Origin of the sequence: Nocardia sp. NPDC058058, assembly GCF_042885355.1 — a bacterium.
Taxonomy (GTDB): Bacteria; Actinomycetota; Actinomycetes; order Mycobacteriales; family Mycobacteriaceae; genus Nocardia.
In genome coordinates, this window is sequence record NZ_JBHVSA010000003.1 from 950,559 (window position 1) to 974,986 (window position 24,428).

General features: G+C 65.1%; 26 protein-coding genes. 14 read left to right on the forward strand and 12 right to left on the reverse strand.

Going from position 1 to position 24,428, the window contains the following annotated elements:
* Window position 1: 1 nt before the first annotated feature.
* A complete protein-coding gene (locus tag ACFVUS_RS28000; RefSeq protein ID WP_387772688.1) occupies window positions 2-139 on the forward strand; it encodes a hypothetical protein in 138 nt (45 codons plus the stop codon).
* Between the two features lie 10 nt (window positions 140-149).
* Here ACFVUS_RS28000 and ACFVUS_RS28005 read toward each other — a convergent pair whose 3' ends face one another.
* Window positions 150-749 (reverse strand): TetR/AcrR family transcriptional regulator, encoded by a 600-nt coding sequence (locus ACFVUS_RS28005; protein WP_387772691.1) that lies wholly within the window; start codon window positions 747-749, stop codon window positions 150-152.
* Here ACFVUS_RS28005 and ACFVUS_RS28010 point away from each other — a divergent pair.
* Window positions 741-1,709: an alpha/beta fold hydrolase gene (locus ACFVUS_RS28010; protein ID WP_387772694.1), complete on the forward strand. Its 969-nt coding sequence runs from the start codon at window positions 741-743 to the stop codon at window positions 1,707-1,709. The two genes, ACFVUS_RS28005 and ACFVUS_RS28010, sit on opposite strands and share 9 nt — an antisense overlap.
* Window positions 1,706-2,209: a hypothetical protein gene (locus ACFVUS_RS28015; RefSeq protein ID WP_387772697.1), complete on the forward strand. Its 504-nt coding sequence runs from the start codon at window positions 1,706-1,708 to the stop codon at window positions 2,207-2,209. The genes ACFVUS_RS28010 and ACFVUS_RS28015 overlap by 4 nt, the downstream gene beginning before the upstream one ends.
* Before the next feature lie 17 nt (window positions 2,210-2,226).
* Here the strand turns inward: ACFVUS_RS28015 and ACFVUS_RS28020 are convergent, their stop codons facing one another.
* Complete coding sequence (locus tag ACFVUS_RS28020) at window positions 2,227-2,718, reverse strand: universal stress protein (protein WP_387772700.1); 492 nt, start codon at window positions 2,716-2,718, stop codon at window positions 2,227-2,229.
* Between the two features lie 128 nt (window positions 2,719-2,846).
* Between ACFVUS_RS28020 and ACFVUS_RS28025 the strand changes: the two genes are divergently transcribed.
* On the forward strand, window positions 2,847-3,479 hold the full coding sequence (locus ACFVUS_RS28025; protein ID WP_387772703.1) for a TetR/AcrR family transcriptional regulator: 633 nt from the start codon (window positions 2,847-2,849) through the stop codon (window positions 3,477-3,479).
* A gap of 97 nt (window positions 3,480-3,576) precedes the next feature.
* On the opposite strand, the gene ACFVUS_RS28030 is transcribed toward ACFVUS_RS28025, so the two are convergent.
* The 7 genes from ACFVUS_RS28030 to ACFVUS_RS28060 form a co-directional block, all read right to left on the reverse strand.
* Entirely contained in the window at window positions 3,577-4,155 is a 579-nt protein-coding gene (locus ACFVUS_RS28030; protein ID WP_387772706.1) for a hypothetical protein, read from the reverse strand.
* Window positions 4,152-4,346: a hypothetical protein gene (locus ACFVUS_RS28035; protein WP_387772709.1), complete on the reverse strand. Its 195-nt coding sequence runs from the start codon at window positions 4,344-4,346 to the stop codon at window positions 4,152-4,154. The genes ACFVUS_RS28030 and ACFVUS_RS28035 overlap by 4 nt, the downstream gene beginning before the upstream one ends.
* Window positions 4,343-6,658 (reverse strand): MMPL family transporter, encoded by a 2,316-nt coding sequence (locus tag ACFVUS_RS28040; protein ID WP_387772712.1) that lies wholly within the window; start codon window positions 6,656-6,658, stop codon window positions 4,343-4,345. Before ACFVUS_RS28040 ends, ACFVUS_RS28035 begins: the two co-directional genes overlap by 4 nt.
* 126 nt (window positions 6,659-6,784) lie before the next feature.
* Window positions 6,785-8,035 (reverse strand): wax ester/triacylglycerol synthase domain-containing protein, encoded by a 1,251-nt coding sequence (locus tag ACFVUS_RS28045; protein WP_387772715.1) that lies wholly within the window; start codon window positions 8,033-8,035, stop codon window positions 6,785-6,787.
* Window positions 8,032-9,171, reverse strand: a complete 1,140-nt coding sequence (locus ACFVUS_RS28050; protein ID WP_387772718.1) for an acyl-CoA dehydrogenase family protein — start codon at window positions 9,169-9,171, stop codon at window positions 8,032-8,034. The genes ACFVUS_RS28045 and ACFVUS_RS28050 overlap by 4 nt, the downstream gene beginning before the upstream one ends.
* A gap of 29 nt (window positions 9,172-9,200) precedes the next feature.
* Window positions 9,201-10,808, reverse strand: coding sequence for an AMP-binding protein (locus ACFVUS_RS28055; RefSeq protein WP_387772721.1), 1,608 nt, complete (start codon window positions 10,806-10,808; stop codon window positions 9,201-9,203).
* Between the two features lie 11 nt (window positions 10,809-10,819).
* On the reverse strand, window positions 10,820-11,080 hold the full coding sequence (locus tag ACFVUS_RS28060) for an acyl carrier protein (RefSeq protein WP_387772724.1): 261 nt from the start codon (window positions 11,078-11,080) through the stop codon (window positions 10,820-10,822).
* Between the two features lie 888 nt (window positions 11,081-11,968).
* Between ACFVUS_RS28060 and ACFVUS_RS28065 the strand changes: the two genes are divergently transcribed.
* The 7 genes from ACFVUS_RS28065 to ACFVUS_RS28095 all read left to right on the forward strand — a co-directional run bounded on the left by ACFVUS_RS28065 (window position 11,969) and on the right by ACFVUS_RS28095 (window position 18,103).
* Entirely contained in the window at window positions 11,969-13,096 is a 1,128-nt protein-coding gene (locus ACFVUS_RS28065; protein WP_387772727.1) for an acyl-CoA dehydrogenase, read from the forward strand.
* A gap of 13 nt (window positions 13,097-13,109) precedes the next feature.
* Complete coding sequence (locus ACFVUS_RS28070) at window positions 13,110-14,147, forward strand: SDR family oxidoreductase (protein WP_387772730.1); 1,038 nt, start codon at window positions 13,110-13,112, stop codon at window positions 14,145-14,147.
* A complete protein-coding gene (locus ACFVUS_RS28075; RefSeq protein WP_387772733.1) occupies window positions 14,144-15,400 on the forward strand; it encodes an aspartate aminotransferase family protein in 1,257 nt (418 codons plus the stop codon). Before ACFVUS_RS28070 ends, ACFVUS_RS28075 begins: the two co-directional genes overlap by 4 nt.
* Before the next feature lie 39 nt (window positions 15,401-15,439).
* Window positions 15,440-15,895, forward strand: coding sequence for a type II toxin-antitoxin system RatA family toxin (locus ACFVUS_RS28080; protein WP_387772736.1), 456 nt, complete (start codon window positions 15,440-15,442; stop codon window positions 15,893-15,895).
* On the forward strand, window positions 15,888-16,448 hold the full coding sequence (locus ACFVUS_RS28085; protein ID WP_387772739.1) for a flavin reductase family protein: 561 nt from the start codon (window positions 15,888-15,890) through the stop codon (window positions 16,446-16,448). Before ACFVUS_RS28080 ends, ACFVUS_RS28085 begins: the two co-directional genes overlap by 8 nt.
* Window positions 16,449-16,736: 288 nt before the next feature.
* Window positions 16,737-17,504 carry a siderophore-interacting protein gene (locus ACFVUS_RS28090; protein WP_387772742.1) on the forward strand — a complete coding sequence of 256 codons (768 nt, stop codon included), beginning with the start codon at window positions 16,737-16,739 and terminating at the stop codon, window positions 17,502-17,504.
* A 113-nt stretch (window positions 17,505-17,617) separates the two neighbouring features.
* Entirely contained in the window at window positions 17,618-18,103 is a 486-nt protein-coding gene (locus tag ACFVUS_RS28095; protein WP_387772745.1) for a hypothetical protein, read from the forward strand.
* Window positions 18,104-18,128: 25 nt separating this feature from the next.
* Here ACFVUS_RS28095 and ACFVUS_RS28100 read toward each other — a convergent pair whose 3' ends face one another.
* The gene (locus ACFVUS_RS28100; protein WP_387772748.1) at window positions 18,129-20,282 is read right to left on the reverse strand and encodes an ATP-binding protein; all 2,154 of its coding nucleotides are present in this window, start codon (window positions 20,280-20,282) and stop codon (window positions 18,129-18,131) included.
* Between the two features lie 113 nt (window positions 20,283-20,395).
* On the opposite strand from ACFVUS_RS28100, the gene ACFVUS_RS28105 reads away from it, so the two are divergent.
* The 3 genes from ACFVUS_RS28105 to ACFVUS_RS28115 all read left to right on the forward strand — a co-directional run bounded on the left by ACFVUS_RS28105 (window position 20,396) and on the right by ACFVUS_RS28115 (window position 22,608).
* Window positions 20,396-21,169 (forward strand): MerR family transcriptional regulator, encoded by a 774-nt coding sequence (locus ACFVUS_RS28105; RefSeq protein WP_387772751.1) that lies wholly within the window; start codon window positions 20,396-20,398, stop codon window positions 21,167-21,169.
* A 42-nt stretch (window positions 21,170-21,211) separates the two neighbouring features.
* Entirely contained in the window at window positions 21,212-21,439 is a 228-nt protein-coding gene (locus ACFVUS_RS28110; RefSeq protein ID WP_387772754.1) for a hypothetical protein, read from the forward strand.
* A gap of 263 nt (window positions 21,440-21,702) precedes the next feature.
* A complete protein-coding gene (locus ACFVUS_RS28115) occupies window positions 21,703-22,608 on the forward strand; it encodes a DUF2971 domain-containing protein (protein WP_387772757.1) in 906 nt (301 codons plus the stop codon).
* Window positions 22,609-23,010: 402 nt separating this feature from the next.
* Here ACFVUS_RS28115 and ACFVUS_RS28120 read toward each other — a convergent pair whose 3' ends face one another.
* Window positions 23,011-23,634, reverse strand: coding sequence for a carbonic anhydrase (locus ACFVUS_RS28120; RefSeq protein ID WP_387772760.1), 624 nt, complete (start codon window positions 23,632-23,634; stop codon window positions 23,011-23,013).
* 167 nt (window positions 23,635-23,801) lie between these two features.
* Window positions 23,802-24,419: a TetR/AcrR family transcriptional regulator gene (locus ACFVUS_RS28125; protein ID WP_387772763.1), complete on the reverse strand. Its 618-nt coding sequence runs from the start codon at window positions 24,417-24,419 to the stop codon at window positions 23,802-23,804.
* Between the last annotated feature and the right edge of the window lie 9 nt (window positions 24,420-24,428).

Consider the following 24,428-nt stretch of genomic DNA (forward strand, 5'->3'; position numbering starts at 1 on the left):
TGTGTTCTCAAGCGTTCCGCACGGAATGGACCTCGACGATGACGCTCTCGAACTCCCACTGGAGCGGGCCCGCGCTGCGGGCCGGTTTTCCACGGCGCACACTCGGCTGATGGACTGGACCATCGACGTCCCGAAGTAGCGTGCGGCATCTACCGAAGGCCGAGCACGGAGTTGACCGCGGTGACGAACAGTGAGTCCGGAACAGCCGCCGGATCGGCGAGGCGTTGCAGGGCGAACCCGTCCGCGAGTGCGGTGATGATCGATCCGTACTCCTCGTCGGAGAGCGCGAGTTCTACGCCGGTCACCGCTCGCACCGTACGCACCAGCGCGGTGATCGTGGCCCGAATCGTCTCGTGTCGCTGGACGAATTCGGCCCGCAGCTCGGGTTCGCGGACGGCCGCCGACCAGAATTCGATGAACAGCAGCGTGCGTTCGGGCGTTTCGTCCTGCAGCTTCCCCCAGCGAGCGCCTACCGCGGTCACAACCGAGTCGACGGACTGGACGTTGGTGACGGCAGAGAGGTAGCCGTCGGCCCAGTCGGTGAGCGCGGCGTCGAAGAGTGCGAGAAACAGCTCGCGCTTACCCGCGAAGTGGACGTAGAGCGCTCCGGTCGAACAGCCTGCCTCCTTGGCGATCTCCGACACCGATGCCGCGAGATAGCCGCGGCGTGCGATCACCGTCGCGGCGGCGGCCAGCAGTTGCCCACGGGTTTCGCTGCGCCGTTCGGCCTGCGTTCGTCGTTGCTGCACGGTTCGAACAATATCGGCCGAATTCGCAAACATAATGAATATTCATTATGTAGCGTGCCGACCATGACCGAGCCTGCGGTGAGTCATCACGATGTCGTCGTCGCCCAGCACAGAATCTCCTACGCCGAAACCGGAGCGGGACAGGCGGTTCGGATTCTGGTGCACGGCCTGGGCGGATGCTGGCGACATTGGGCTCCGACCCTGACGGCCTTGGCGCCGCATGGCCGGACGATAGCGCTGGATCTGCCCGGATTCGGCAGATCGGAGCACTCCGGCGACATGACGGTTGGCGCGATCGTAGAGGTGATCGACGCTGTGCGAACCAGCGTGGGCGCCGATCGCGTGGACCTGGTGGGTCATTCGATGGGCACCCTGCTCACCTGCGAGTACGCGGCTCGCCGCCCGGAGATGGTGCGACGCATGGTGCTGGTCGGCGGACCGATCCTGTCGGTCATCGAGCTGTTTCGGTCGCCGGCGGTCACGCTGTTCCGTAACCCTCAACTGGCGAACTTCTTGATCGAGGCCGCAACGGTGGGCATTCCACTGCCGAACTGGGCAGTCGATCTGGTGGTGTCGAACCGGTGGGCGCGTCGGCTCGCACTGTCGCCGTACACGCCGGATCCCGGCTCGCTCTCTCCCGCCGCGGTGCGCGACATCCTCGCCGGCTCAGGGGGTTCGGGCACGCTCGCCACCCTGCGCCAAGGGTTCGGTTACGACTTCCGTCCCGCCCTGGCCGCCCTGTCGTGCCCGACGATGGTCATCGGCGGTCGCGAGGACCGGATCGCTCCAGAAGGCGATCTGCGCCGATTCGCCCGGCTCGCTCGCTGTGTCGAGAGTGTCGAAATCCTGCCCGGCACAGGGCATCTGGCCATGATCGAACGTCCTGAATCGGTGAACCCACTCATCGAGAGCTTTCTGAACGCACAATCCCCAACATCTGAGGACTCGGTGAAACCGTGAGCAATTCAGTGATAGATCCCATCGTCCGCGCCGATCTCCGACGCCTCGTCGAATCCGAGGAACTCGGCGCTTCCATGTTCGGAACAGCCGAGCGACTGGCCACGGACGACATTCAACGCCGAGCATGGAATGCCTTGCACGAGTTGGAGATCAGAACCAACGCGGGCGTCGGCGCCTTCCTCGAACGCGCCGGTCTCGAGATCGCGCACGCCAATTCACTGGCGAGCGCGGTCGGCACAGCGGGTGCCGTGGGGTTGCGCGTGCTGCCCTACGGGTTCCAGTTGAGAGCCGTGCGAGAGGGCACCGCGCGATACCTGCCGGCGTTTCATCGGCTGGCAGCCCATTACGCCGACACCCCGGAATCGGCATTCTTCGACTATGTCCTGCGCCACGAGTTGTCGATCATCGAATTCAGTAGCAACGCTTTGGCCCAAGCCCCGGGGGCGCTCGATCCTGTTCTACGACTGTTGGATTCGAAGGTCCCCGGGGTCATGGGCTGATACCCCGGCCCAATGGGTCAGGCGTGCGCACCGTTGATGATCAACACGTCTGCGGTAGAGCGACGGGCCACTTCCGCGGGGAAAGATCCGAAGAAGCGGCCCCAGGGCGTGTCGAACATGCGCTCGCCGACGACGATCAGATCGGCGCCCGCGTTCGCCGCCGCCGCCAGTAGCACGTCGACCGGAGTCCCGGACACGCTGCGCCGATGCACGAGTGGTGCGCCGGCCGATCGGGCCTTGGCCATGGCGTCACCGAGGACATCGTCCATGCCCGAGGCTGGGCTGGCGCTGTAGGCGTCCCCGCGCAGCAGATCGGCGGCCAGTGCACTGGGCGCCGATCCATTGCGCGCGTATGCGCCCACGATGGTCAGTGCGGCGCAGGCGTCCTTGGCCAGCCGCGCGGCCGCGGTCACCACCTGCCATGACCGCGGCGTGCCGTCGACCGCGACAACGATCGACCGGTAGCTGGTTCGAAGTTTCAGGACAGCGCGTTCATCCACGATCGACATGACCACTCCCTCGACTGAACGTGACTTTTGGAAAGAAAGTCACTTTCTTATTAGCCAAGCCTAACGCAAGTGACTCTGAAGCTGCAAGTGACTGTCAGGGATTCGGTTATCCGCGTACTATTTGTCCCGTGAGCCAGACCAAGCGCGCCGAAACGAGCATGATGGAGCGTCGCCGCACCCAGGCCATGCGCGAGATCCAAGAGGTGGCGTTGGGACTATTCGAGGAGGGCGAGTACCGCAGCGTCTCCGTGGAACAGGTCGCGGCGGCCGCGGGCGTGTCACCGAGTACGGTCTACCGCTACTTCGGGACCAAGGAGCGCCTGGTCATCTGGGACGACATCGACCCGCAGATCCTCACGCTGTTGGCCGCCGACGCGCAGGTGATCACACCGGCCGAACTGCTCGAGCAGGCCACCGCGGGAGCCCGGCTGCTGGTCATGGCGATCATGGGCACCGGCGATGAGAAACGAATCCAATTGCGGACCCGGCTCATGGCCACCGAAGCGGATGTCCGGCTGGGCCAACTACGCCAGGTCCGCGAAGTCGAGGAGCAGGTGCGCGCGGTGTTCGCTGCCCGCCTCGGCCTCGCACCGGAAGACCTGATTCCACGGGTGATCGCCGCGCAGGGCGTCTGGAGTTTCGTCGCCGCCATCGATCACTGGGTCGAGAATGGGTACACCGAACCACTCGGTGAGGTTCTCGATCGTGCCATCGACCTGGTGCATCGCTCGCTGGCCGCGATACTGGGTGTGCCCGCCTGAATCCCACTCGGCGACAGGACAACTCGGGGCCCGGAACCGTCATGACGGTTCCGGGCCCCGAGGGTTTGATCGGCTGGAGGAAATCGGCCGTGCGGGTCTAGCGGGTCGAGCTGAGGGTGGCCCGCACTCGTTCGCGATCGACAGCATCGACCGCGTCGAGGACCGCGGGCGCGTCGGATCCCATCGCCCGCAACAGGTTTGCCGCGGAGTCGGTGCCGAGCCAGCTCACGATTGCGCCCAGCGTCAGCCAGTCCTGCGTGGCGGTCAGCTGCTTGCGCACGGCGTCGAGCACCTTATCCGGCAGTTGCGCGATGACCTGCTGGGCCTGCGGGCCGTCCAAATGCGTTGCCACCTGGGCCAAATAACGATCCGAGAGCCGTCGAGCGATGTCCGCGGCGCGGCCGCTGTCCATCATCGCCGCGAGCCGCGCGGTCAGTAGCGCATGTCCGTTGCGCTCGGTGACCTTGGCGACCACGGCGGTAGGCAGCACTTTGGCGGTACCCGCGATGCGAGTCAGACCCTCGGCATTGCGGGCCAGGAGCTCCTGTCCCATGGCGATTCGAATCGCGGCGAGGCGCTGGGGCGGGACACTCGCGAGGTAGTCGATCCGTTCGGGGGTCACCCCGAGCAGCCGAGCCAGCTTGCGCAATTCGGCGCCGAACTCGGACGCGCTCACAGTCCCGCCACCTTCAGTACCGCACGCCGCAGCGGACCGGGCACCAGGTCGAGCGAGGCATAGGCCGCCTTGGTCAATTCCTTCGTCTCCTTCGCACAGGCCTGCTCGAACAGTGCGGACAGATCGGCGCGGGCCTCCGGCTCGAGCGCACCCAATTCCGCCGTCAGATTCGATGATCGGAGTTCGCTCATGCGGGTTGTCCTTCCAAGACATGCTCGTGCTCCACGGCTGCCGCGGGTGCGACGACCTGCGGCCGGGGCGCGGGCCACCAGGCTCGCTTGCCGAGCAGTTTCAGCACGCCGGGCAGCAGTAGCAGTCGCACCAGCGTGGCGTCGACCGCCACCGCGACCACGAGCCCGACGCCGAGTTGGCGGTTGACCGGGAAGTCGGTGACTGCGAAACCGACGAACACCGCCATCATCACCAGTGCCGCGCCGGTGATCACCCGCGCCGTGCCGACAATGCCGTCGTTGATCGCGACGTCGGGGTCGCCCGACTGTTGCCAGGCCTCACGAATGCGCGAGAGCATGAAGACCTGGTAGTCGATCGAGAGGCCGAACATGATGCCCATGATTCCCAGGACCGCCGTGCCGGCGATGTAGCTCGGCACGCCGTCGGCACCGACATCGCCGTTATAGAGCAGGGCCAGCACACCGAACGCCGCGCCGACGGTCAGCACGTTGAGGATCACCGCCACCAGCGGAACGAGCAGCGAGCGCAGCAGGACCACCAGCACGATCAGACTCGCGAGTGAGAGCGCCAGCAGTAGCAGCGGCACCAGGCGGGTGATCTCGCCACTGAAGTCGACGATCAGCTGTCCGGGCCCGCCGACACTGACGCGCAGCCCCGAGGACGCTTCGAAAGCATCCGCGCGTGAGCGCAGTTCCGTGGCGAGCTGGTTCACCGAGTCCTGTCCCGCGGCGCCGGTCGGCACAATCAGCAGCCGAACCGCCGAACCGCCGTGATCGATGTTGACCACGGAGGAGATCATCTGGCGCAATTCCGGTCGGGCACCGTCGAGTGCGGCGAGCCGCAGGTAGCCGGACTTGTTGAACTGCGGGGTATCGGTAATCATCGCGCCGACATCGATTCCGGCTGCGGTAGCCGCCGAGGCGAACTGTGGTCCACCGAGTTTGCCGAATGCGTCGAGTCGCTTTTCGAGCTCACCGGGTCCTAGAACCGCGGCGGCGCCCGGCAGCCCGCGAAGCTCGTTCTCGAAGGCCGACAGTTGTTGCAAGCCCTTCTCGGTGGTCACCGGACCGTTCGGGTTCTCGGCCAGGACCACGAAGGGCGCGGCCCAGCCGGGGCCCATCTTGTCGTTGATCTTGCGGTAGTCGCTGAGTGCCTTGTCGCCGCCCGTCAGCAATTCGACCCCGGGTGTTCCGGCCCGCATGGACAACGCCGGAAGCGAGATCGCGAGCAGCGCGAGGGCCACGACCAGGCCGATGGGCAGCGGACGCCGCAGCGCCATGCGGCAGCTGCGCACGACGAGGCCGTCGCCACCGCGTGGGGCGGGCAGCACCTTACTGTTGATGCGTTCGCCGACCAGGCCGAGGATGACCGGAACGAGAGCCACCGAACAGATCACACCGCATATGGCCGACAACCCGACCGCGACCGTGGCCGACACCAGGAACGGCCCGGGTGCGACCAGCAGCGCCGCACCGACTGCCGAGAGCAACACGCCACCGGCGACGATTACGGTGGTGCCCGCTGTGCGGCGGGCCGTGGCCGCGGCACTCCAGCGGTCGGCTCCCTTGGCCAGCTCCTCCCGGAAGCGGGACACGATCAGCAGCGAATAGTCCACGCCCAACGCCAGCGCCATCATCGAGGCGATACTGACAGCGAGGGTATCGATGGCGACCACCTCGGCGACCAGGCTGAGCACCCCGGTGGTCGTGACGAGCACGGTGCCGCCGATGGCGATCGGGATGGCCGCGGCCAGCACCGAGCGAAACACCAGCAGCAGGATCACCAGCAGCAGCGGCAGGGCCAGTAGCTCGCCACGGCGCAGTTCGCGAACTCCGGCCTGCTGCAACGCATCACCGACTACGCCCTGTCCGGTGAGCGCGACGCTGACGGGGTCGTGCACGGTCTGCTCGACGACCTCGCGCACCAGCTGCGATTCCTTCATCGGCCCACCGGCCGCCCGCGGCATCACCAGAATCAGCGCCGATTCGGGATCGGGGCGCAGCTCCTTGCCCGGTCCACCGTCGCTCCACGGCGTGATGACACTGCCGATCTCGCGTTCGGCCAGCGCGTTCGCCAGCGCGCGGCCCTGGGTGGTGATGTCCCGCTCCGGACCGCTGAGCAGCACGGCCACCGAGGAGTCGGTGCCGAACTGGGCGGCGGTCCGCTCGGCCGCGGCCGCCGAGGCGCTGCCGTCGACACGCAGGTTGGGTTCCCCGGCTTTGCCGGTCATCTGCGCGGCCGGTATGGCCAGCAGCGCTAGGACCACCGGCCACAGGACCAGCGTTAGATATCGAATCCGCTTGTCACTCATTGCATTCCAATCCGGAACCGCCCGAAGGGCGTCGTCGCCAATGGCTGAAAGTCAGGTTCTTTTTAGTAGTGACTTTCAGCCAGGTTAGCCTAACCAGATAATCGCCGTCACGGCAAGGGGAGGTGATCAGGCGCCGACCGCGGCGACTACCTCGAGCCGCGCCGCCAGCTCACGTGCCGCGTCCGCGCCCAGGTCTCCGACCGCCTCCGGATCCCAGACGATGCCGATGTGAACGTCCTTGCCGAGCACCAGGCAGGTGAACGACACCGCATTGCCCAGCAACGGCGACAATGGCTGCACCGCAGCGATATTCGTACCGAAGACCGTCTTCAGGTTCAGGTATCCCGGATTGACCCCGATGTGCACGTCGGGCCGGAGCATCGCGAGGGTGGTACGGGCCGCCGCTCGGCGCAGCGCCCACGGCAGCACGCTCGCGGCGCGGGAGATGACCGGAAGAGCCAGCGGTGCACCCGAATCGGAGATTCGATTGAGCTGTTCCCGGGTAGCGGTCAGTCGATCGCCGAGTTCCTGCGCCTCCCCGTCCACGTTGACCAGAACGATCGACACCGCGTTACCCGAGTGCCGGAGCGACCGGTCGAGGGTGGCCGGGGCGAAAGCGCGCAGCACACGGTGCCCGTTCGTCCGAGTCGCCAACGATTCGCCGATGGCCGTGATCAGGTACTCCGCGGTGCCCGCGCCGTTTCGGGCCGCGATCGCCCGCACCTGCCCGGTGGACACGTGCACGGCGGCAACCGCGCGTCGACCCGCGCCGGTGAGCTGCGGCATGCGCCGCGATCTGGTCCCGCCCGCCCATCCACCGGCGAATCCCTTGAGCGCGGACAAGAACTCGCGCGGTGACACCGCGGGCGCCGCGTAGCGATCGCTGAGGAGATAGCGATCGAGTTGCGCGAGCTGGCCGGACTCACCGTCGATGAACAGTCCGGCGTAACCGGCGCCGGCGATGCCGTCCGCCAGGCTGTGATGCACCATCAGCACCAAACGGACCACGCCGGTGTCCCGCTGCCATGCCCGCACCAGCCGCCAGGACGGCCGATCACGTGGAAGTGGTTGTGCCAGTAGAGATCCCAGCAGGTCGTGCCAGTCGGCATCATCGGCGACGGTAGCCGCATCGACATTGTCGACGGCGTCCTGGACATCGAACTCGCGCAGCATCGGCCCCGAGCCGCTCGAGTCGGTGGCGCCCAGCAGCAGGGAGGGATACTCGCGGACTCGCTCGCGGACTCGCTCGCGCAGAGCGGTGACCGATGCCGCAGCCCCATCTTCGAGTTCGAACACCAGCGCCCAGTGGGTTGGCCGCTGTGGGGTCTCGATCTGCAGGAAGAACTCGTCCAGAACGCTGAAACGCCGCTCATTCATGCCCGTACCCACCGATCGTGTCCGGCGAAGTCAGGCCGCAGGCCCGCCGCGACCAGCTCCCACAGCACCTCGTCGGCGCCACCGCCGACGCGTGCCAATTTCATATCCCGCCACCACCTTTCGACCGGCGCGGGTCCGACGAGGTAGCCGGTGCCACCGAAGACGTGCAGGCATTCGGACAGCACCTCTTCCCCCAGTCGGGCCGCGGTGACCTTCATCGCCGAGGCCGTTCGGATGTCGGGCGTCGACCCCGACGCCGCGATCCCGCGCAGGGCGTATCGCAGCTGATCCACGCGGGCCTGGAGATCTGCGAACCGCAGCCGCAGCGCCTGATGTTCGAACAGGGTCTTGCCGAACTGGGTGCGGCGCATCATTTCCGCGATGCTCACCCCGAGCGCGAGGTCGCAGGCACCGACCACCTGACCGGCGACCGAGAGTCGTTCGTTCGCCAAACCCCAGCTCAACACGGCCAAACCGGTGCCAGGACGGGCGATCATGGCATCGGCGGATACCTCGACATCGAATTCGATCGGTGCGGTATCGAGAAAGCCCGCGCCCAGTTTCTGGTACGGCTCGCCGATCGAGATCCGGTCGGCTTCGACGGCGAACAAGGCGACGTCACCGGAGTCGCGATCCTCCGAAGCCAACCGCACCACCAGCAGGATTACATCGGCGATGGTGCTGAGCGAGACGAACTTCTTGGCACCGCGCAGCCGATAGCCGTCGGCGGTGGGTTCGGCGATGGAGGAGACCACCTGTAGATCGGACCCGCCGCCGGCCTCGGAAGCGCCGAGGCACACGATCGCCTCGCCCGAGATCGCGCGCTCGGCGATATCCCGGAGATACTCCGATCGCCCGAACCGGCGTAGCACCGCGATCGCCGAATCGTGCAGGCTCACACCGACTCCCGCACTGGCCGAGCCGAGACCGCCCAGCCGCTCGGACAGCAGCACCAGTTTCCCGATATCCGGGCGATGCCCCCGGCTCCACTTGTCGCGGAAAATCCCTGCGCGGCCGATTCTTTCGATCAGCTCACGGGGAAATCTGCCCTTCTGCTCCGCCTCCTCGGTGAGGACCCGGAATTCGGTGTCGAAAACCTGATCCAGTAGCTTTTCGAACTCCATGGTGTCGGTCATCGCCGAATACCTCTCCGCTCCGGGTTGATTCATCGATATCCGGCCGCGATCTCAACGCGCCGCAGCTTGCCCGATGTGGTCTTGGGCAGTGTGCCCGCGGCAACCAGGTCGACGAGTCCGGGCGTGACGCCGCATTCGGCAGCGACTCGCTCGGAGATCAACCGCCGCGCGGCGGGCTCGTCATCACCGAGATACTCGGCCACGACCACGAGCTGATCGCGTCGGGTGGCGGTGCCGCCGCCACTGACGGCAGCGATTCCGCCGGGGCGCACCCCTGCCACGCCCGCGACCGCGCGCTCGATCTCCTGCGGGAAGATGTTCCGTCCCGCGATGGTGATCAGTTCCTTGCTTCGCCCGCACACAATCAGCTGGTCGTCGACTAGGTAGCCCAGGTCACCGGTGCCTATCCACTGCCCGGGAGCGATAGCGGTATCGCCGAAGTAGCCGATCATCTGTGCGGTGGAACGGAATTGGACCTCACCCACCGGGCGTTCGGCGTCGAAGTCCGTGCGGTGGGTGGTGGGGACGACCCGCAGTTCGACGCCGTCGAGCGCGGCACCGAGCAGTGCGGCACGATGTGGGGCTCCGTTCGGTCCGGCCACCTCGTCGAAGCTCAGGCCGGCTGCGGCCGCGGGCATGGTGAGTCCGCAGGTCGCCTCGGCGAGGCCGTAGGACGCGCACACCGCGCGGGCGTCGAACCCGGCAGGCGCGAGTTGCTCGCTGAATCGCTGCGTCGCTGAAACATCAATGGGCTCACCGCCATTGATGGCCACGCGCAACGCACTCAGGTCGGCGCCGCCGGCGAGTCGCGCGTACCGACCCAGCAGCGCGTACGCGAAATTCGGTGCGGCGGTGATCGTCGCGCCGCTGGCGGTGAGCCATTCCAGCCAGTCGAAGGGTGACTTGGCGAATGCGGAGGTCGGGGCCAGCCAGGTTGGCGCACCGGTGACAACACCCGCCAGTAGCATCATCAGGCCCATGTCGTGATAGAGCGGAAGCCAGCTGCACAGAACATCGTCAGCGGTTCGAAATCGCTGTCGCGACAGCACATCCCGCACATTGGCCAGCGCGGCCGGAGCCGTCAGGGCAACACTCTTGGGAATACCGGTCGATCCTGCGGTGCCCTGATAGATCGACACCGTGCCAGGGGAGATCGTCGTGGGCGTGAAACCCGCGGGCGCGGTGCGCCATCGATTGACCTCGTCCAGGTCGGCGACGCGCAGCCCAACGGAACCGGGCGCGACCGAGGTCAGTGCCCGCAGCGCGGCGCCCTGACAGAACACCTCGTCGACCCCCAGCGTGGTCAACTGTGTCGTGGTCCGCGCCGCCCACGACTCGAGACTCGCGAAGCGGTTCGGCCCCGGCAAGATCGTCGATGCGCGCCCGGCCAGCCAGGCCGCGAGTACGGTCGCGACGGTTTCGTAGCTCGGTTCGCCGATCACCGCCACCGGTGTGGGCGCGGAGTTCACCTGCAGGCTCTGCAGATGTGCCGCAATACCTTCGGCGTGTTCGAGGACCTCGCCCCAGGGCTTGATGTCCCAGCGATTCTCATCCTTGTTCAGAATGCGCAGATCCGCGCCCTGACTCAGCGCTTCGCGGACCGCGGTCGCGAGCGCGTTCTCCTGCAGCAGTGCCATGGCTGGGCTCCTCACGCCTGTTCGGCGGACGCGGCAGTGCGGCGGCCGGCCACCGCGGACGCGACATCGGACAGGGTCGCGCAGTTCACGAGCTCCTGTTCGGTGAGTCGAACACCGAGCCGTTCCTCGATGGCGACGATCGCAACGGCGAAGGCGACCGAATCCAGTCCCAGGTCGTCGATCAGGCGCGATGCACCGTCGATGTCGGGCAGCGATACCGCCAGATCGTCACGAACGATCTCGACGAGCTCTTTCTCGATGACAGTGTTCACAGATGTTCCTCACTTGAGATCGAACAAAAAAGAAATGGGAAAAATGACCGATAACCATCCACTCGACCGTTGCCTGCGAGCGAATTGAGTAATCATCGGTTTATGCGCAGCAACTCTGACTAGAGCGGCAATAGTTCCAATGCGCAAGCGAGAATAAACCCGGCGGATTCAGATGCAAATTTCCTTGATTCGCCGAAGAATCACGAACCGTTCACGATCCGAATCGATAGAAAAATTCGCCTGGAATTCAAATTCATAAGCCCCGCCCACAGCGGGACCGATCGCTATTCTACCCACGGACCCCCCTCGGGTCTCTCGGAAAATATGCCATTAAGCTGCACTTATGTCGCATTCGGTGCCGAACGCCCCTGTACGGACACCCTGCGTGAACAATCCCCACCAAGCTCGAGAGGCGCAATCAATTCGCCGATCGACAAGGCAACGCTAAGTCATCCGATCTGCGATTTCCAGCCATGTGATCTGCATCATCCGGCAAGCAGGAACGGTCGTGGATTGCCTGATGTTAACTGGTCTACTCTTCGGTAACATACCTCTTCGCAATTGTGAGTTATCGCAGCTGGTGCCGACCGATTTACGATGTACAGTTGCCAGCTCCGGGTTATCGCCGTCGCGTCGACGGGACCAAGCAAATGCTCACCTAACTTGTGACCGCGCTCACGGTTGACCGACTCGGCGGCGCTCCGGTTAAGCTCCACATCGCAGTCGGCCGAGGACGCTCGACGCATTTTCCAGGGGGCGGATCGCCCGCCGCACAACGGATCTCGGGTTCGCGTGTGGTCGGTTGTGGTCCCAATTCACGTGCACTTCGCACACGCTCGAGCCCGGCACCGCCCGGCTCGAGCCCGGCTCTGCTCGGTTGGGATTGTCATGAAAATCTTGGAGCGCGAACGCGCCGTACTGGAGCGATATCTCCCCGGACTCGACACGCAGTTGGCCCAGGTGCCGCTGCGAGAGCTGGAATCTCCGGAAACGCCGGGGATCAAGCTGTTCCGCGAGGCCGGCGGTGCCGGTCTGGTGATTCCGTCGGACTACAAGGGCAGTGGCGCAACACCTTTGGAAGCGGTCCGGATCCAGCGGGCGATCGGTTCCCGGTCACCGTCGCTGGCCGTCGCCACCACCATGCACCACTTCTCGATCTCGAGTCTGATTCTGGTCGCCGATCGGGGCGGACAGGAGTGGCTTTTGCTGGAAGCCATTGCGGGACAACGGATGCTGGTCGCATCCGGATTCGCGGAGGGACGCCCGGACGGACGAATCCTGGCGCCGACGATGACTGCCACCGCCAGTGCCGACGGTATCCGGGTCTCTGGCGTGAAGCGTCCGTGCAGCCTGGCCCGCTCGATGGATCTGCTGACGGCCAGCGTGCTGGTCCCCGACACCGACGGTGGTCAGCAACTGGGTGTCGCGCTCATCCCTTCGACCGATCCCGGGGTCACCGTGACGCCGTTCTGGTCCAGCTTCGCGCTGGCCGGCGCGGAGAGCGAGCAGGTCACGGTCGACGACGTGCTGGTGCCGCCGAATCTCGTCGTGCTGACCGGCGCCGTGGACTCCGGCCGCCTCGACGAGGTGCAGACGGCCGGGTTCGTCTGGTTCGAACTACTGATGACCGGCTCCTATCTCGGCGCCGCGTCCGCCCTGGTGGAACGCGCGCTCACGCTCGACAAGGTCGGCGTGGACGAACGTCTGCGCCTGGTGACCGGCATCGAGGGCGCCATGGCCGCGGTTGAGAACATCGCTCGGCAGGTTCCCGAACGACAGCAGAACGAGCACCTACTCGCCGATGCTCTTCTGGTGCGGTATGCGGTTCAGGACGCCATCGCCGCGGTGGTTCCTCGGGCGATCGAGCTGCTCGGTGGCCTGAACTTCATGACCGGTGACGATATCGGCTACCTCGCCGCGGCTGTGAACGGCCTCGGCTTCCACCCGCCCGCGCGCTCGCGTATGGCCGGCTCGCTCATCGACTACCTGACCGGTTCCACGCTCCGCATCGTGTAAAGGACGAATCGACATGACCTGGCGTAAACGCACCATCCTGCTCACCGGCGGCTCCGGCGTTCTGGGCCGGGCGCTGATCGACGAGCTCGCCCACGACTTCGACATCGTGTGCATGCGGCACCGCACACCGGTGGCCGATCCGCGCATCAGCGAGTTCTCCGGCGATTTCGCCCATCCCACACTCGGACTCGACACCGCCGACTATCGCCGACTCACTCAGCGAGTGGACGCGGTGGTGCATTCAGCGGCCGTGACCAGCTGGAAAGAAGATCCCGAGACCATTCTCCGAACCAATCTGGCGGGGCCGCGCGCATTGCTGCGGCTGGCAGGAGACGCGGAGGTCCCGCTCTACTTCTTCAGCACCGCGTTCGTGGCCAACCCGCCCGGTGACGGCTCGAGCTTCCCGGGGGCCGCGACGTACGTGCAGTCCAAGATCGATGCCGAGCAGCTGGTGCGCGACGATCCCGCGCAGACCGTCATCGTGCGTCCTTCGGTCGTGTCCGGCAGTACCGTCGACGGCAGGATGTCGGCGTTCCAAGGGCTGCATCGAGTGCTCGGGGGAGTGGTGCGTGGACGAGTGCCGCTCATCCCGTGTGACTCGGACTCCCTGATCGACACCATTCCCCAGGACCTGGTGGCCGCGGTGCTCGGAAAGCTGCTGCGCGAGAATATCGTCGAGGGCGAGTTTTGGCTGTCCGCCGGCCCGGAGGCGCTGCACGCCGGCGATATCCTGACGCTGTGCCGCGAGATCGGCGAGGAACTCGGGATCACCAGCGCACCACCGCGTTTCGTTCCGAGCGAAGCGGTGGACCGGCTGTTGCTGCCACTGCTGGAGGACGCGCTGCCGCCCGACGCGCAGGCCATGTTCCGTGACTTCCTGGAGTTCACCTGGCTGTTCCAGACTCCGGAGCCGCTGCCGACGTCCATGTCCGAACTCGGTTTCGGCCCGCAGGTTACCCGGGGAGCGCTGCTCGAGGCCACCGCGAAGTCGCTGCGTTATTGGGCTCGTACCAAGGGCCTCGGCCGCACCGACCAGGCGAGGGTCGCATGACGACCACCTATGCGGACTTCGACCCGGCCGCTCTCGACTCGGAGACACAGCTGTTGTGCCGCAAGCACTTCGGCTCAACACGAGCCTCGCTGGGCGCGATGCTCGGCGGCATGGTCGAGATCTCCAGCGCCGGCCCGTGGGTGCAGGCCAGCGATGGCCGCCGATACCTCGACTTCGGCGGGTACGGGGTGTATCTGCTCGGTCACCGGCATCCGGTGGTGACCGCCGCGGTGCACCGCCAGCTGGACCTGCATCCGATGGCCACGCGGGTCTTTCTCGAACCGGTTGCCGCTCGGACGGCGGCGGCCTTGGCGGCGATCACGCCCGGCCCGCTGGAGATGGTGCACTTCGTCAATTCCGGCGCCGAAGCCACCGAAGCCGCGCTCAAGCTCGCCCGCGCCAACGGCAAGAACGCAATCGTGACCACTGCCAACGGCTTTCACGGCAAGACACTCGGGGCGCTGAGCGTCACCGCGAAGCCGATATTCCAGGACCCCTTCCGGCCGCTGCTACCCGAGGTCACCACAGTTCCTTTCGGTGATATCGACGCGCTGACCGCGGCACTGGCCGTCGTCCCGGGGCGGGGCTGTGTGATCGTGGAGCCGGTGCAGGGTGAAGGCGGAGTACGCATTCCGCCACCGGGCTATCTGCGCGCGGTATCGGACGCATGCCGCGCGCACGACGCCCTGCTGATCGTCGATGAGATCCAAACCGGACTCGGCCGGCTCGGAACCTGGTGGGGCATCGATGTCGAAGACGTGGTCCCGGATATTCTGCTGGTAGGCAAGGGGCTCTCCGGCGGTGTCGTCCCGATCGCCGCCATGGTCGCGACCGCCGCTGTCTACCAGCCGTTCTCCAGCGACCCGTATCTGCACACCTCAACCTTCGCGGCCTCACCGCTTGCCTGCGCCGCGGCCGAGGCAGCGATCTCGGTCATTCGCGAGGAAAATCTGACCGCCCGAGCAGCAGACCTCGGTGCACAGCTACTGCGGGAGATCACCGCCATCATCGCCCGCCACCCCGCGGGCGATGGGGTCGAGATCCGAGGCCGCGGATTGCTGATCGGACTGGAGTTCCGCGAGCCCGCCGCTGTCGGCGAGCTGTTCCTCGGTTTGATCGAGCAGGGCGTGCTGGCCAATCACTCCCTCAATTCCTCAACGGTGCTGCGGTTCAGCCCACCGGCCGTTCTCGAGGATTCCGAAATCGGGCACTTCCTGACCGCCTTCGAGACCGCGCTCGCTGCGGCGCTCTGATCGCTACTTGCCCCCCTCCCGACGAAGGAGCCAATTCCTATGCGCACCATCGATCTTCATCTCGTGGCCCCGGCTATCGACTCCGTACTCGCGTACTCGCGCATCAGCGACTTCGCTCGCTACCCCGAGTTCACCGACACCGTCGTCTCTGTCGAGGTCGGATCCGTCGATGTCGAACGGGTCGAATCGACTTGGACCGTCAAGTTCCGCCGCGGCCTGCTGCGGTGGACCGAGGTCGACACGTTCGACCCCGAGCAGGGCGTCATCGACTTCGAACAGACTTCCGGCGATTTCGCCGAGTTCAACGGTTCGTGGCGCGTGCGCGCCCACGGATCCGGTACCGCGGTGAACTTCACGGCACGCTTCGATCTCGGCATGCCCTCATTGTCGGAAATCCTCGATCCGGTCGCGGAATCCGCACTGCGCGAGAACATCACCGTGATCTTGACCGGCTTGCTCGGCGAGGTCACGATCGTGACGCCGGACCATGTCTGACCGGGCTGCCCTCGACCCGTTCGCGGTCACGGAATTCACGGAGTTCGCAGACGTCCCCGGTCCCGAAGCCGAGCGCTGCCGACGGCTTTTCCGCATGCTCGCCGCCGGCGTGAGCATCGTGTCGGCGCAAGGCCCGGCAGGGCCCGTGGGTATGACTGCCTCATCGGTCACCTCGGTGTCGATGCATCCGCCGCTGCTGTCGGCGTTTCTGGCCACAGGTTCCGGAACACTGGCGGCGCTGCGGCGGAGCCGGGCATTCGGCGTGCAATTCCTTGCGGCCGAGCAACAGTCGCTGGCCGAGGACTTCGCAGGTCGGGGCGGCGATCGATTCGGCAGCGCCGAATACACCACGGTGCTGGGCGTTCCAATTCTGCGGGGAACCCTCGCCTGGTCGGTGTGCCTGGTCGATGACGTCAGGCGCTATGGTGACCACGCGCTGGTGGTCGGTCGCATCGTCGCGACGCATACCGGTGAAGGAACGCCGCTCCTATGGCACGATCGGCGCTTCAGCCGCCTGCAGCACCAGGTCTGTGCGGTGCAAGCGGCACAGTGACCTGCCATTACCGCGGTGGTCGGTGGCCGAACACGCCCATTTACATAATGACTGTTCATTATGTATGCTACTCATGGGTCTCCACCGACCACCGAATTCACCGACGGACAACGACAGTCCGACACTCCTGACCCTCGTTCTATTACGTCACGTGACAGACATCTTTGAGTGTGAGATCGGTCGACCCCACCCGACTGCTCTCGCGCCGACACTTTCGAGATTTCAAGCGGACGAAGTCGAAACACGCTGTTGCACAACACAATCAGATACCTAACCACTGGAGAACCCATGGCGGCGCTTGAAGACACCGTTCCCTTCCTGGGTTCACTCCGCGACGTGATAATGCTGTCCGCGACCGTCAGCGAGTTCGAGCAACTCACGCCCCGCCTACAGCGCATCCGGTTCAGTGGCCCCCGGCTACGAGGCCTGAAATGGTCAGCGGGACAACATATCCGTGTGCAGGTCGACGGATTTGCCGAGACACTACTGCGGCTGGCTCCCCACGACTCGCTACGGGCCTACTCCATCTACGACGCCGATCCAGTTCGGGGCACCCTCGACATCGTGCGATTCGAACACGCCGCCGAACCAGCGAATATCACTCCGTCTCGTCGCTGGATTCGTGATCTCCAGATTGGTTCCACGGTCAGGTTCACCCGCCCGGAGGGCAAACTGACATCGCCGCCTCGAGCGGAGTATCACGTGTTCGCTGGTGAGGAAACAGCCTCGGTCGCATTCGCGGCGATGTTGCGGTCGCTACCGATGTCCGCTGAAGTGCACGGCGTGGTCGAAGCCGCCACCGAAACGGACCACCTGACGCTCCCCAGAGAGCTGACGCGAGTCGAGCGCGGCGACGCCTCGGCAGCCGATTCGCCGGTGCTCGCCGCGACCCTGCGTGATCTCCCGCTCCCCGACCGACAGGGCATCGCATACCTGGCCGGTGAAGCCCGCACCATCCAAACCCTCAAGCGTGTTCTGATCGATGTTCACGGCTGGGACCGACGCAACATTCGCACCAAGCCCTTCTGGACTCCCGGCCGGACCGGTATGGAATAGCACTCGGGAGTCGGGTGGATCTCCAGCCTGAACGATCGACCTCCTGTTCCAGCCGGCAACCATAGGTCCACCGATCACTGTGAACCGCAAGACATTCGGCAGTTCAGTACGCTGTGACAGGACTTTCCGGAATCAAGGAATTGGGTCTTCTCCTGTCCGGTGAGTTCGCGGGCCGTGACGTCCTCGGTCTGGTGTCGGTAGAGGAGTTGGGCGGTGCCGCTCGCTCGGAGATTTCGCGCCGCGCCGTGGATGTCCACCCTGCTGCCGGCAAAGAGCTCATCCGGGGTGATGCCGGGCGCATACTGGGAGGCATGCCGTTGGGGCGCAGGATGGTTGGAGTGGTTGCCGGGCTCATCGGCGTGGCCATTTTGGTGGGCCTGGGTATTTACCTCGCTCGCATCGGACTGGACGATGCCGACAAAGTCGCGAGCGTGATCGGTGCATTCTGTGGCCTGATCAGTGTGGGTATCGCTCTGGTTGCTTTCTTCCCGCGCCCGTCCACTCCTGCGCCCTCATCGGGAGGCAATACGATCATGGGCACCGTCCACGGTCATGTGGTGCAGGCGGACACCATCGATGGTGACATCGATCTGCGTTAGCGAATTGCCTTCTCTGGCAATGGATTCAGCCTAGCGAAGCGTCCAGCTCGGAGAGTCGGCGCTGGATCCGCTCGGCGTCGTCCGTGCGATGTTGATCGGCATAGAGCCGCTCTGCCTGCTGCCACGCAGTGCGAGCCGAGTCGCGCTGGTCGAGGGCGACGTGGGATTCTCCGACGCGATCGAGAACATCGGCCTCGTAGTAGGTATGGCCGAGGCGACGGTATTGGTCCAAGGTCTGCCGGTAATAGTCCAGTGCGCGGTGGTGGTCGCCGGCCAGCTGTTCGAGGTAGCCGAGATTATGTAGTGCCTCGGTCTCGCCTTGGCCGTCATGATTGCGGCGACACATCAATAACGCGGTGTCGCAGTGGATGCGGGCGTCGGCATGCTGTCCTAGGCGGGCGGCGAACTTTCCCATCGAGGTCAGCGCCTGTGCCTCCCATATCGGGTGGCCCAGCAGTTGGAACAGGCGTCGGGCTTCGGTCGCGTGTTCCAGCGCCCGCTGGTCGCTGCCTTGTTCCTGCCGAGCCTTCATCAAGAAGGTGTGAGTGTGGGCCTGGTTGAGCAGATTACCGGCCTCTCCTGCGACACGTAGCGCGTGCTCGAGGTGTTCGAGGGCCTCGTCGTGGTGGCCGATCTGTATGTATGCGTGGCCGAGCAGTCGATGTGCGATGAAGGTGCCGTTCGGGTCGCCGTCTTGTTGGGCGGCCGCTAATCCCTTGTGCCAGGCGGCGATTCGGTCCAGCAGCAGCCCGCGGCGGTAGCGGAAGGTGTCCAATGCCCATGTCAGCTGCCAGGCCGCGTGGTGCCACCGCGAGGCAGCGAGATGCTCGCTGGCTTCGAGGCACATGAGTTCGGCATCGAACCAGGCCCAGGCCGCCTCTTGATCGTGCAACGGGTGGGTGCGGGTGGTATCGAGCGGTTCGTCGATATCGATCGGTGGTCGGCGCGGATTGATGAGTCGATCGGCGGAGTGGGCTGTGCGGAGGTAGAAGTCGATCAATCGTCGAAGTGCGGCATTCCGGTCTTCTTCGGACTGGTCGAGCTCGGCCTGTTGCACCGCGTAGAGACGGACCAGGTCATGGATCTGCCATCGACCCGGAACTTGCTGCTGGAGTAGGGATGCGCGTTCCAGGGTCCGCAGTACCGCCCGGGTCTGGGTATCGGTCAATCCGATGAGCACGGCGGCAGCCGACAATGAAATGTCCGGTCCCGGTGCGAGTCCCAGCATTTCGAGAGCCTTCGCGGGCCTCGGTGGCAATGCGGCGAAGGACCACGACAACACCCGCGTGATACTAGCGGCCTCGCCATCATCGAGGGCGTCCAATCGAACAGCGGTATCTCGTAATTCCCGAGTCAGTTCTGCCAGTGGGAAACTCGGGTGGGCAGCCGCCCGACTGGCGACGATGCTCAATGCCAAAGGCAATCCCGCGCAATAGCTCAACAATTCGGTGACGGCGTCGGGTTCGGCATCGATCCGTGTCTGTCCGAGTCGTGCGGCGAGGAGCTCGCGGGCTTCGTTCACATCGAGTACGTCCAGGTTCAGTCGGCGTGCGGAATGTGTTGTGAGCAGTCCCGATAATTGATTTCTGCTGGTGACAAGCACCGTACAGGTTGGATTGCCGGGAACCAGCTGAGCGACATGCGTCGTGTCATGCGCATTGTCCAGCACGATCAGCAATCTCTTGTTCGCGACCAGGCTGCGATAGAGCCCCACTCGAGCATCGATGTCCACCGGAATCCGAGCTGGTTCGATCCCGAACGCGTCCAAGAATCCGCGAACCGCTGTGTCGGGCGGCATCGGTTGCCCCGACGGCGCGAAGCCCCGCAGATCGACGAACAGCTGCCCATCGGGGAATTGATCGAGATGCCGATGGGCCCAATGCAGTACGAGCCAAGTCTTCCCGATTCCGCCGGCCCCGGTGACCGCCGAGACCGCGACGGTCGCACCGGGACTGTCCATGACAGCGTCGAGCTGCGAGCATTCGTGCCATCGACCGACGAATGAACCTGGTGCACAGGGTAATTGGCGTGGAATTGGGATGGACCGTGCCGTTCCGTGCAGATGGACATCACCGCGAACCACCCCCGCCTGCACCAGGTGCCCCGCTACCGACGCGTCAGCGGAGTTGCGAATCGGCGATGCCGACGGGAGAGGGATGGGTTCGGATTCCTTGGTCATCGCCCTGTTTTCATGTCACGGTGCCACGCAATAACGGTAACCCTGGGGGCGTCGAATCCCAGCTCGGTTTCGCTGCTTGACCCTGACGTGGCGTGAGGGTGCATGGTGAGGAAGTGAATACTTCCGGAGGCTGGACAGTCGGACCGCTCGCCGAGGCCAGTGGTGTGACGGTGCGGACGTTGCATCATTGGGATGCGATCGGTGTCTTGAGTCCGTCTCGGCGCACGCCCGGTGGATATCGGGAATACACCGATGAGGATCTTGTCCGTCTGTATCAGGTATTGGCGCTGCGCAGTTTGGGTTTGGGCCTGGAGACGATCGTTGTCTGCCTGGATACAGGCGTCGATTCGGCCCGGGTCGTCGGTGATCACCTGCGTGGTGTCGAGGCGGCCCTCGCGGCACTGGATGCGGTGCGGCAGAAACTGATACGGCTCGCTGCCGAATTGGCGACCGACCACGGCGCGACACCCGAGACCCTGCTGGACGCTCTCGGCGCGATCGGCGGTGCGAGCCCGGCGAGCGAGCAGGTACTGAGTCGGCATCTCGATACCGATCAGAGACGACGACTCGACGCTCGGGCGACGGCGCTCGGCCCCGCGAAACACTATCTGTTGGAGATCGAATGGCCGGAGCTCTATCGCAGAGCTGATCGGCTCCGGCGGCAAGGGGTGGATCCCACCGACGACCGAGTTCGGCGTCTGGCGCACCGCATGGACGAGCTGAGCGCGCTGTTCACCGGTGACGATGCCGAGGTGTCGGCGGGAGTTCGCAATGCCTGGCGTGAGAACCCGGCTGCCATGTCGGGCGATCCCGCCGCGCCCGCCGATGAGTGGCGCGCATTGGCGGATTATCTCGACCACGCGCGCCAGGATCCCGCCCACGAATAGCCGCCACGACCGAAATCATTTGCAGTGCAAGGGAGTAACTCCATGAATCATCGAGCACGCCTATCCGTCGCCGTCGCTTCGATGTTGCCGATAGGACTGGGCGTCGTCCTCTGCTGTCTGCTGGTCGCCGCGGGAACGGCACCCGCCGGTGTGGTGTCAGCGCTGGCAATCGCCGTCGCGGTGCAGGGCATCATCACCTATTTTCGATTGCGCCGCGCAACGCCCACCGCTCGACCCCCGCGACCCACCGCCGAGAACAGCAGTCCGTAACCATAGTCAGCTCGGTGAAAGGTCGCGAGGGTGGAGGGACATCAACACGCGCATTCCGCGTGCATCACTGACAGGGCCGTCATGCGGTCCAGGAACGGCTGCTGTCGGCTTGATCTATACATGGCATCTACCTCGCGCGCGTTTTCAGATCGGCTGAAATTCCGAGCGCGCTGAAGGCTGGTTACGACTGTCGAGGTTACTGTCTATTTGCCAACTACGGGCTCGAGCTACGCGTCAGTGCGCGTATGGAAGGGGAATGGACTGTGCGCGATATCGCCCGGCTACCAACAGCGGCACAGTTGCTCTATCCCGATCCGCCCCCGATGCTGTACCACTACACCAGCGCCGCGGCTTTGATCTCGATTATCGACAGTCGGCAACTATGGGCCGGGCTGCCAGTACAGATGAATGATGCCGAGGAGCAGATTCGGGCCTTTCATTGGCTCGAATGGATTGCCCGCGAACATAATTCACCCGATGCCACTCCGGTGTCGGAGATGTTCGCGAAGGTGGTGGCAGAGCAGATCTACGCCGGGCACGCGCATGAGGGCAGTGCACCGTATCTGGTGTCGTTCAGCGCTGATGGTGACTCACTGTCCCAGTGGCGGGCCTACGGGCCGCGCGGTGGGGTGTGCCTCGGGGTGCCCTTCGAGATGATTCGGACCGCTGCCGATCGACAGGGTTGGTATCTCGCGAAGTGCATCTACGACGAGGACGATATGCACGCCCTCGTCAGCGAACTCTTCGAACATCATCTGGGATTGCTCGATACGGGATTGGCGGCGACGGGACCGGTTCAGGCGGAAACGGTCGCCGAGATGGTCGCCGAGCGGGCACAGATGTTGTTCAGCGAGCTGCGGCTGTACGGGCTGTTCATCAAGAATCCGTCGTTCCATGCCGAAATGGAGTGGCGGCTACTGAAATTCGATGCCGAACCCGACGACGGGGAGCTCAGATTCGTGCCCGGCACCGATGGCGTCCGAGCTTTCCTGCCGTTCCGACTGCTCGCGGACGACCATCCTGGATTCCCGGATCATCCCCGCCCCAGTGTTCATATCGGTCCTTCACCTTTGCCCGGAATCGCGGAGTACGCCACGAAGCGCTTGCTGGAGCGTTGGACCGGTCCGGGAAACGCCGACGTATGGCCCACACGAAGCAGCTTCCGCTGAGTGCTGATCCGGTCGATGGACGCAGTCGCAACTCATCCGGGCACGCTCTGGGCATGGCACACGGATGTCCCGGATCGATCATGCAGAGCACCACGAACAGCCCGGCCGAACGTCCCTCCACGCTCAGCGACCTGGACAAAGCCGCCTACCGGCGGGCACTCGAAATGAGGCCCGGCGTGAGTCGAAAGGATCCGACCGCGGGCTGTGCGATCGCAGTTGCGATCTGCTCCGGGGCCATTGCGACCGCTGCCGTCGATCCTGTTCGCGCGCGGGACCTTTGGGCGGGCGAACCGCTTCGACAGCTCACGCTCGGTCCCAATGTTGTTGTGGCCGTGGAGTGTCCGACCGGGTACGGGGTTGCTGTACCTCGGGCCGCCGCATGGGCACTCCACGGCCGGTGAGTTAGACGGTTTCGCCGATGTTGCCGAAGACGCTGTTCAGTTTCGCTTCGCCGTCGGCGAGGTTGTAGGTGACGCACGCGATGGCGCATTCGCCCGCCATGACGCGCTGGGAGATGACGGTCGAGCGCTGCATGAGCTGGCGTGCGGTTTCCTCCACGTGTCGGCCTTCGAGTTCATCGACGGTGGTCAGGCCTTCGCGGCGGCCCAGCAGGATGGATGGGGTGACCCGCTCGACGATGCTGCGGATGAAACCACCCGGCACCGCGCCGTTGTCCAGCGCGTCGATGGTCGCACGCACCGCGCCGCAGCTGTCGTGGCCCAGCACCACGATCAGTGGGACGTTGAGGACCTGAACGCCGTACTCGATCGAACCCAATACTGAGCTGTCCACGACGTGCCCTGCGGTGCGGACTACGAACATATCGCCGAGGCCGCGGTCGAAGATGATCTCCGCGGCGACGCGGGAGTCGCCGCAGCCGAACAAGATCGCTGAAGGCTGTTGTCCGCCAGCGAGTTTCGCGCGGTCTGCGGCGCCCTGGCTGGGATGCAGCAGTTCACCGTTGACGAAGCGCTCGTTTCCTTCGCGGAGCGATTTCCATGCACTGATCGGATTGGAGTGGGACATGGCTTATATCTTGCCGACGAATCCAGCATGAGGCGGAATCGGGGTGGTGTTGTCTGCGAATGCAAACCGTCACTGATGGGCTGGTGCGGTCTGCTCCTCGACGCCCGCTGTTTGGGGCTATCCGCCAAGGGGGATGGCTCTCGAAAAGTATTGCGGTCGAATCGGATTCAGCCCCGCGGATCCTGCCCGCCGGGCCGGACCAGCGGCAGAAATATAGTGTCGACGATGTCCTCGATGTCCGCGTCGGACATCGGTTGCATCGTCATGAAGATGTGGTGGCGCAGGAGATCCACGGGCAGCGTGCGCAGTCGCGGAGTGAGCCTGGCGGGGTCGATCTCACCGCGTTCGGCCGCTGCGGCCAGAATCTCGTCGAGCACGGTCGGCGGCTGCCCGCTCAATGAGATCTCGCGCATGTCGGCGAGGGTGTCGCCGGTCTCCTGATAGTAGCCGCCCAGCTGCACCCCCATGACGGTCGCGAGGTCGAGGCGGGAGTTGTTGAGTGCGCCGAGCAGGGCGATGAGGTCTCCGCGCAGGGTTCCGGTGTGCGGTGTCGGGACCGGTCGCATCCGGCTGGCGTGCGCGATGGTGGCGTGCAGCATCTCGTGCCGACCCGCCCAGCGGCGGGCCAGGACCGGGCGGCTGGTCCCGGCGCGGACGGCGACGGCTTCGAGGGTGAACCCGGCGTAGCCGTGCTCGCGCAGCACGGCCCAGGCAGCGTCGAGCAGCGCTTCTTCCAGGGCCGCGCCGCGGCGGCGTTGGACCGGCTGAACCTCATTAGGATGCACTTGCGCATC

Coding starts and splice junctions, on each gene's coding strand:
- ACFVUS_RS28085 (WP_387772739.1), top strand. CDS start 15,888: ATGTCTGACCGGGCTGCCCTCGACCCGTTCGCGGTCACGGAATTCACG.
- ACFVUS_RS28035 (WP_387772709.1), bottom strand. CDS start 4,346: ATGAGCGAACTCCGATCATCGAATCTGACGGCGGAATTGGGTGCGCTC.
- ACFVUS_RS28100 (WP_387772748.1), bottom strand. CDS start 20,282: ATGACCAAGGAATCCGAACCCATCCCTCTCCCGTCGGCATCGCCGATT.
- ACFVUS_RS28070 (WP_387772730.1), top strand. CDS start 13,110: ATGACCTGGCGTAAACGCACCATCCTGCTCACCGGCGGCTCCGGCGTT.
- ACFVUS_RS28045 (WP_387772715.1), bottom strand. CDS start 8,035: ATGAATGAGCGGCGTTTCAGCGTTCTGGACGAGTTCTTCCTGCAGATC.
- ACFVUS_RS28055 (WP_387772721.1), bottom strand. CDS start 10,808: ATGGCACTGCTGCAGGAGAACGCGCTCGCGACCGCGGTCCGCGAAGCG.
- ACFVUS_RS28110 (WP_387772754.1), top strand. CDS start 21,212: ATGAATCATCGAGCACGCCTATCCGTCGCCGTCGCTTCGATGTTGCCG.
- ACFVUS_RS28050 (WP_387772718.1), bottom strand. CDS start 9,171: ATGACCGACACCATGGAGTTCGAAAAGCTACTGGATCAGGTTTTCGAC.
- ACFVUS_RS28065 (WP_387772727.1), top strand. CDS start 11,969: ATGAAAATCTTGGAGCGCGAACGCGCCGTACTGGAGCGATATCTCCCC.
- ACFVUS_RS28120 (WP_387772760.1), bottom strand. CDS start 23,634: ATGTCCCACTCCAATCCGATCAGTGCATGGAAATCGCTCCGCGAAGGA.
- ACFVUS_RS28040 (WP_387772712.1), bottom strand. CDS start 6,658: ATGAGTGACAAGCGGATTCGATATCTAACGCTGGTCCTGTGGCCGGTG.
- ACFVUS_RS28080 (WP_387772736.1), top strand. CDS start 15,440: ATGCGCACCATCGATCTTCATCTCGTGGCCCCGGCTATCGACTCCGTA.
- ACFVUS_RS28090 (WP_387772742.1), top strand. CDS start 16,737: ATGGCGGCGCTTGAAGACACCGTTCCCTTCCTGGGTTCACTCCGCGAC.
- ACFVUS_RS28020 (WP_387772700.1), bottom strand. CDS start 2,718: ATGTCGATCGTGGATGAACGCGCTGTCCTGAAACTTCGAACCAGCTAC.
- ACFVUS_RS28075 (WP_387772733.1), top strand. CDS start 14,144: ATGACGACCACCTATGCGGACTTCGACCCGGCCGCTCTCGACTCGGAG.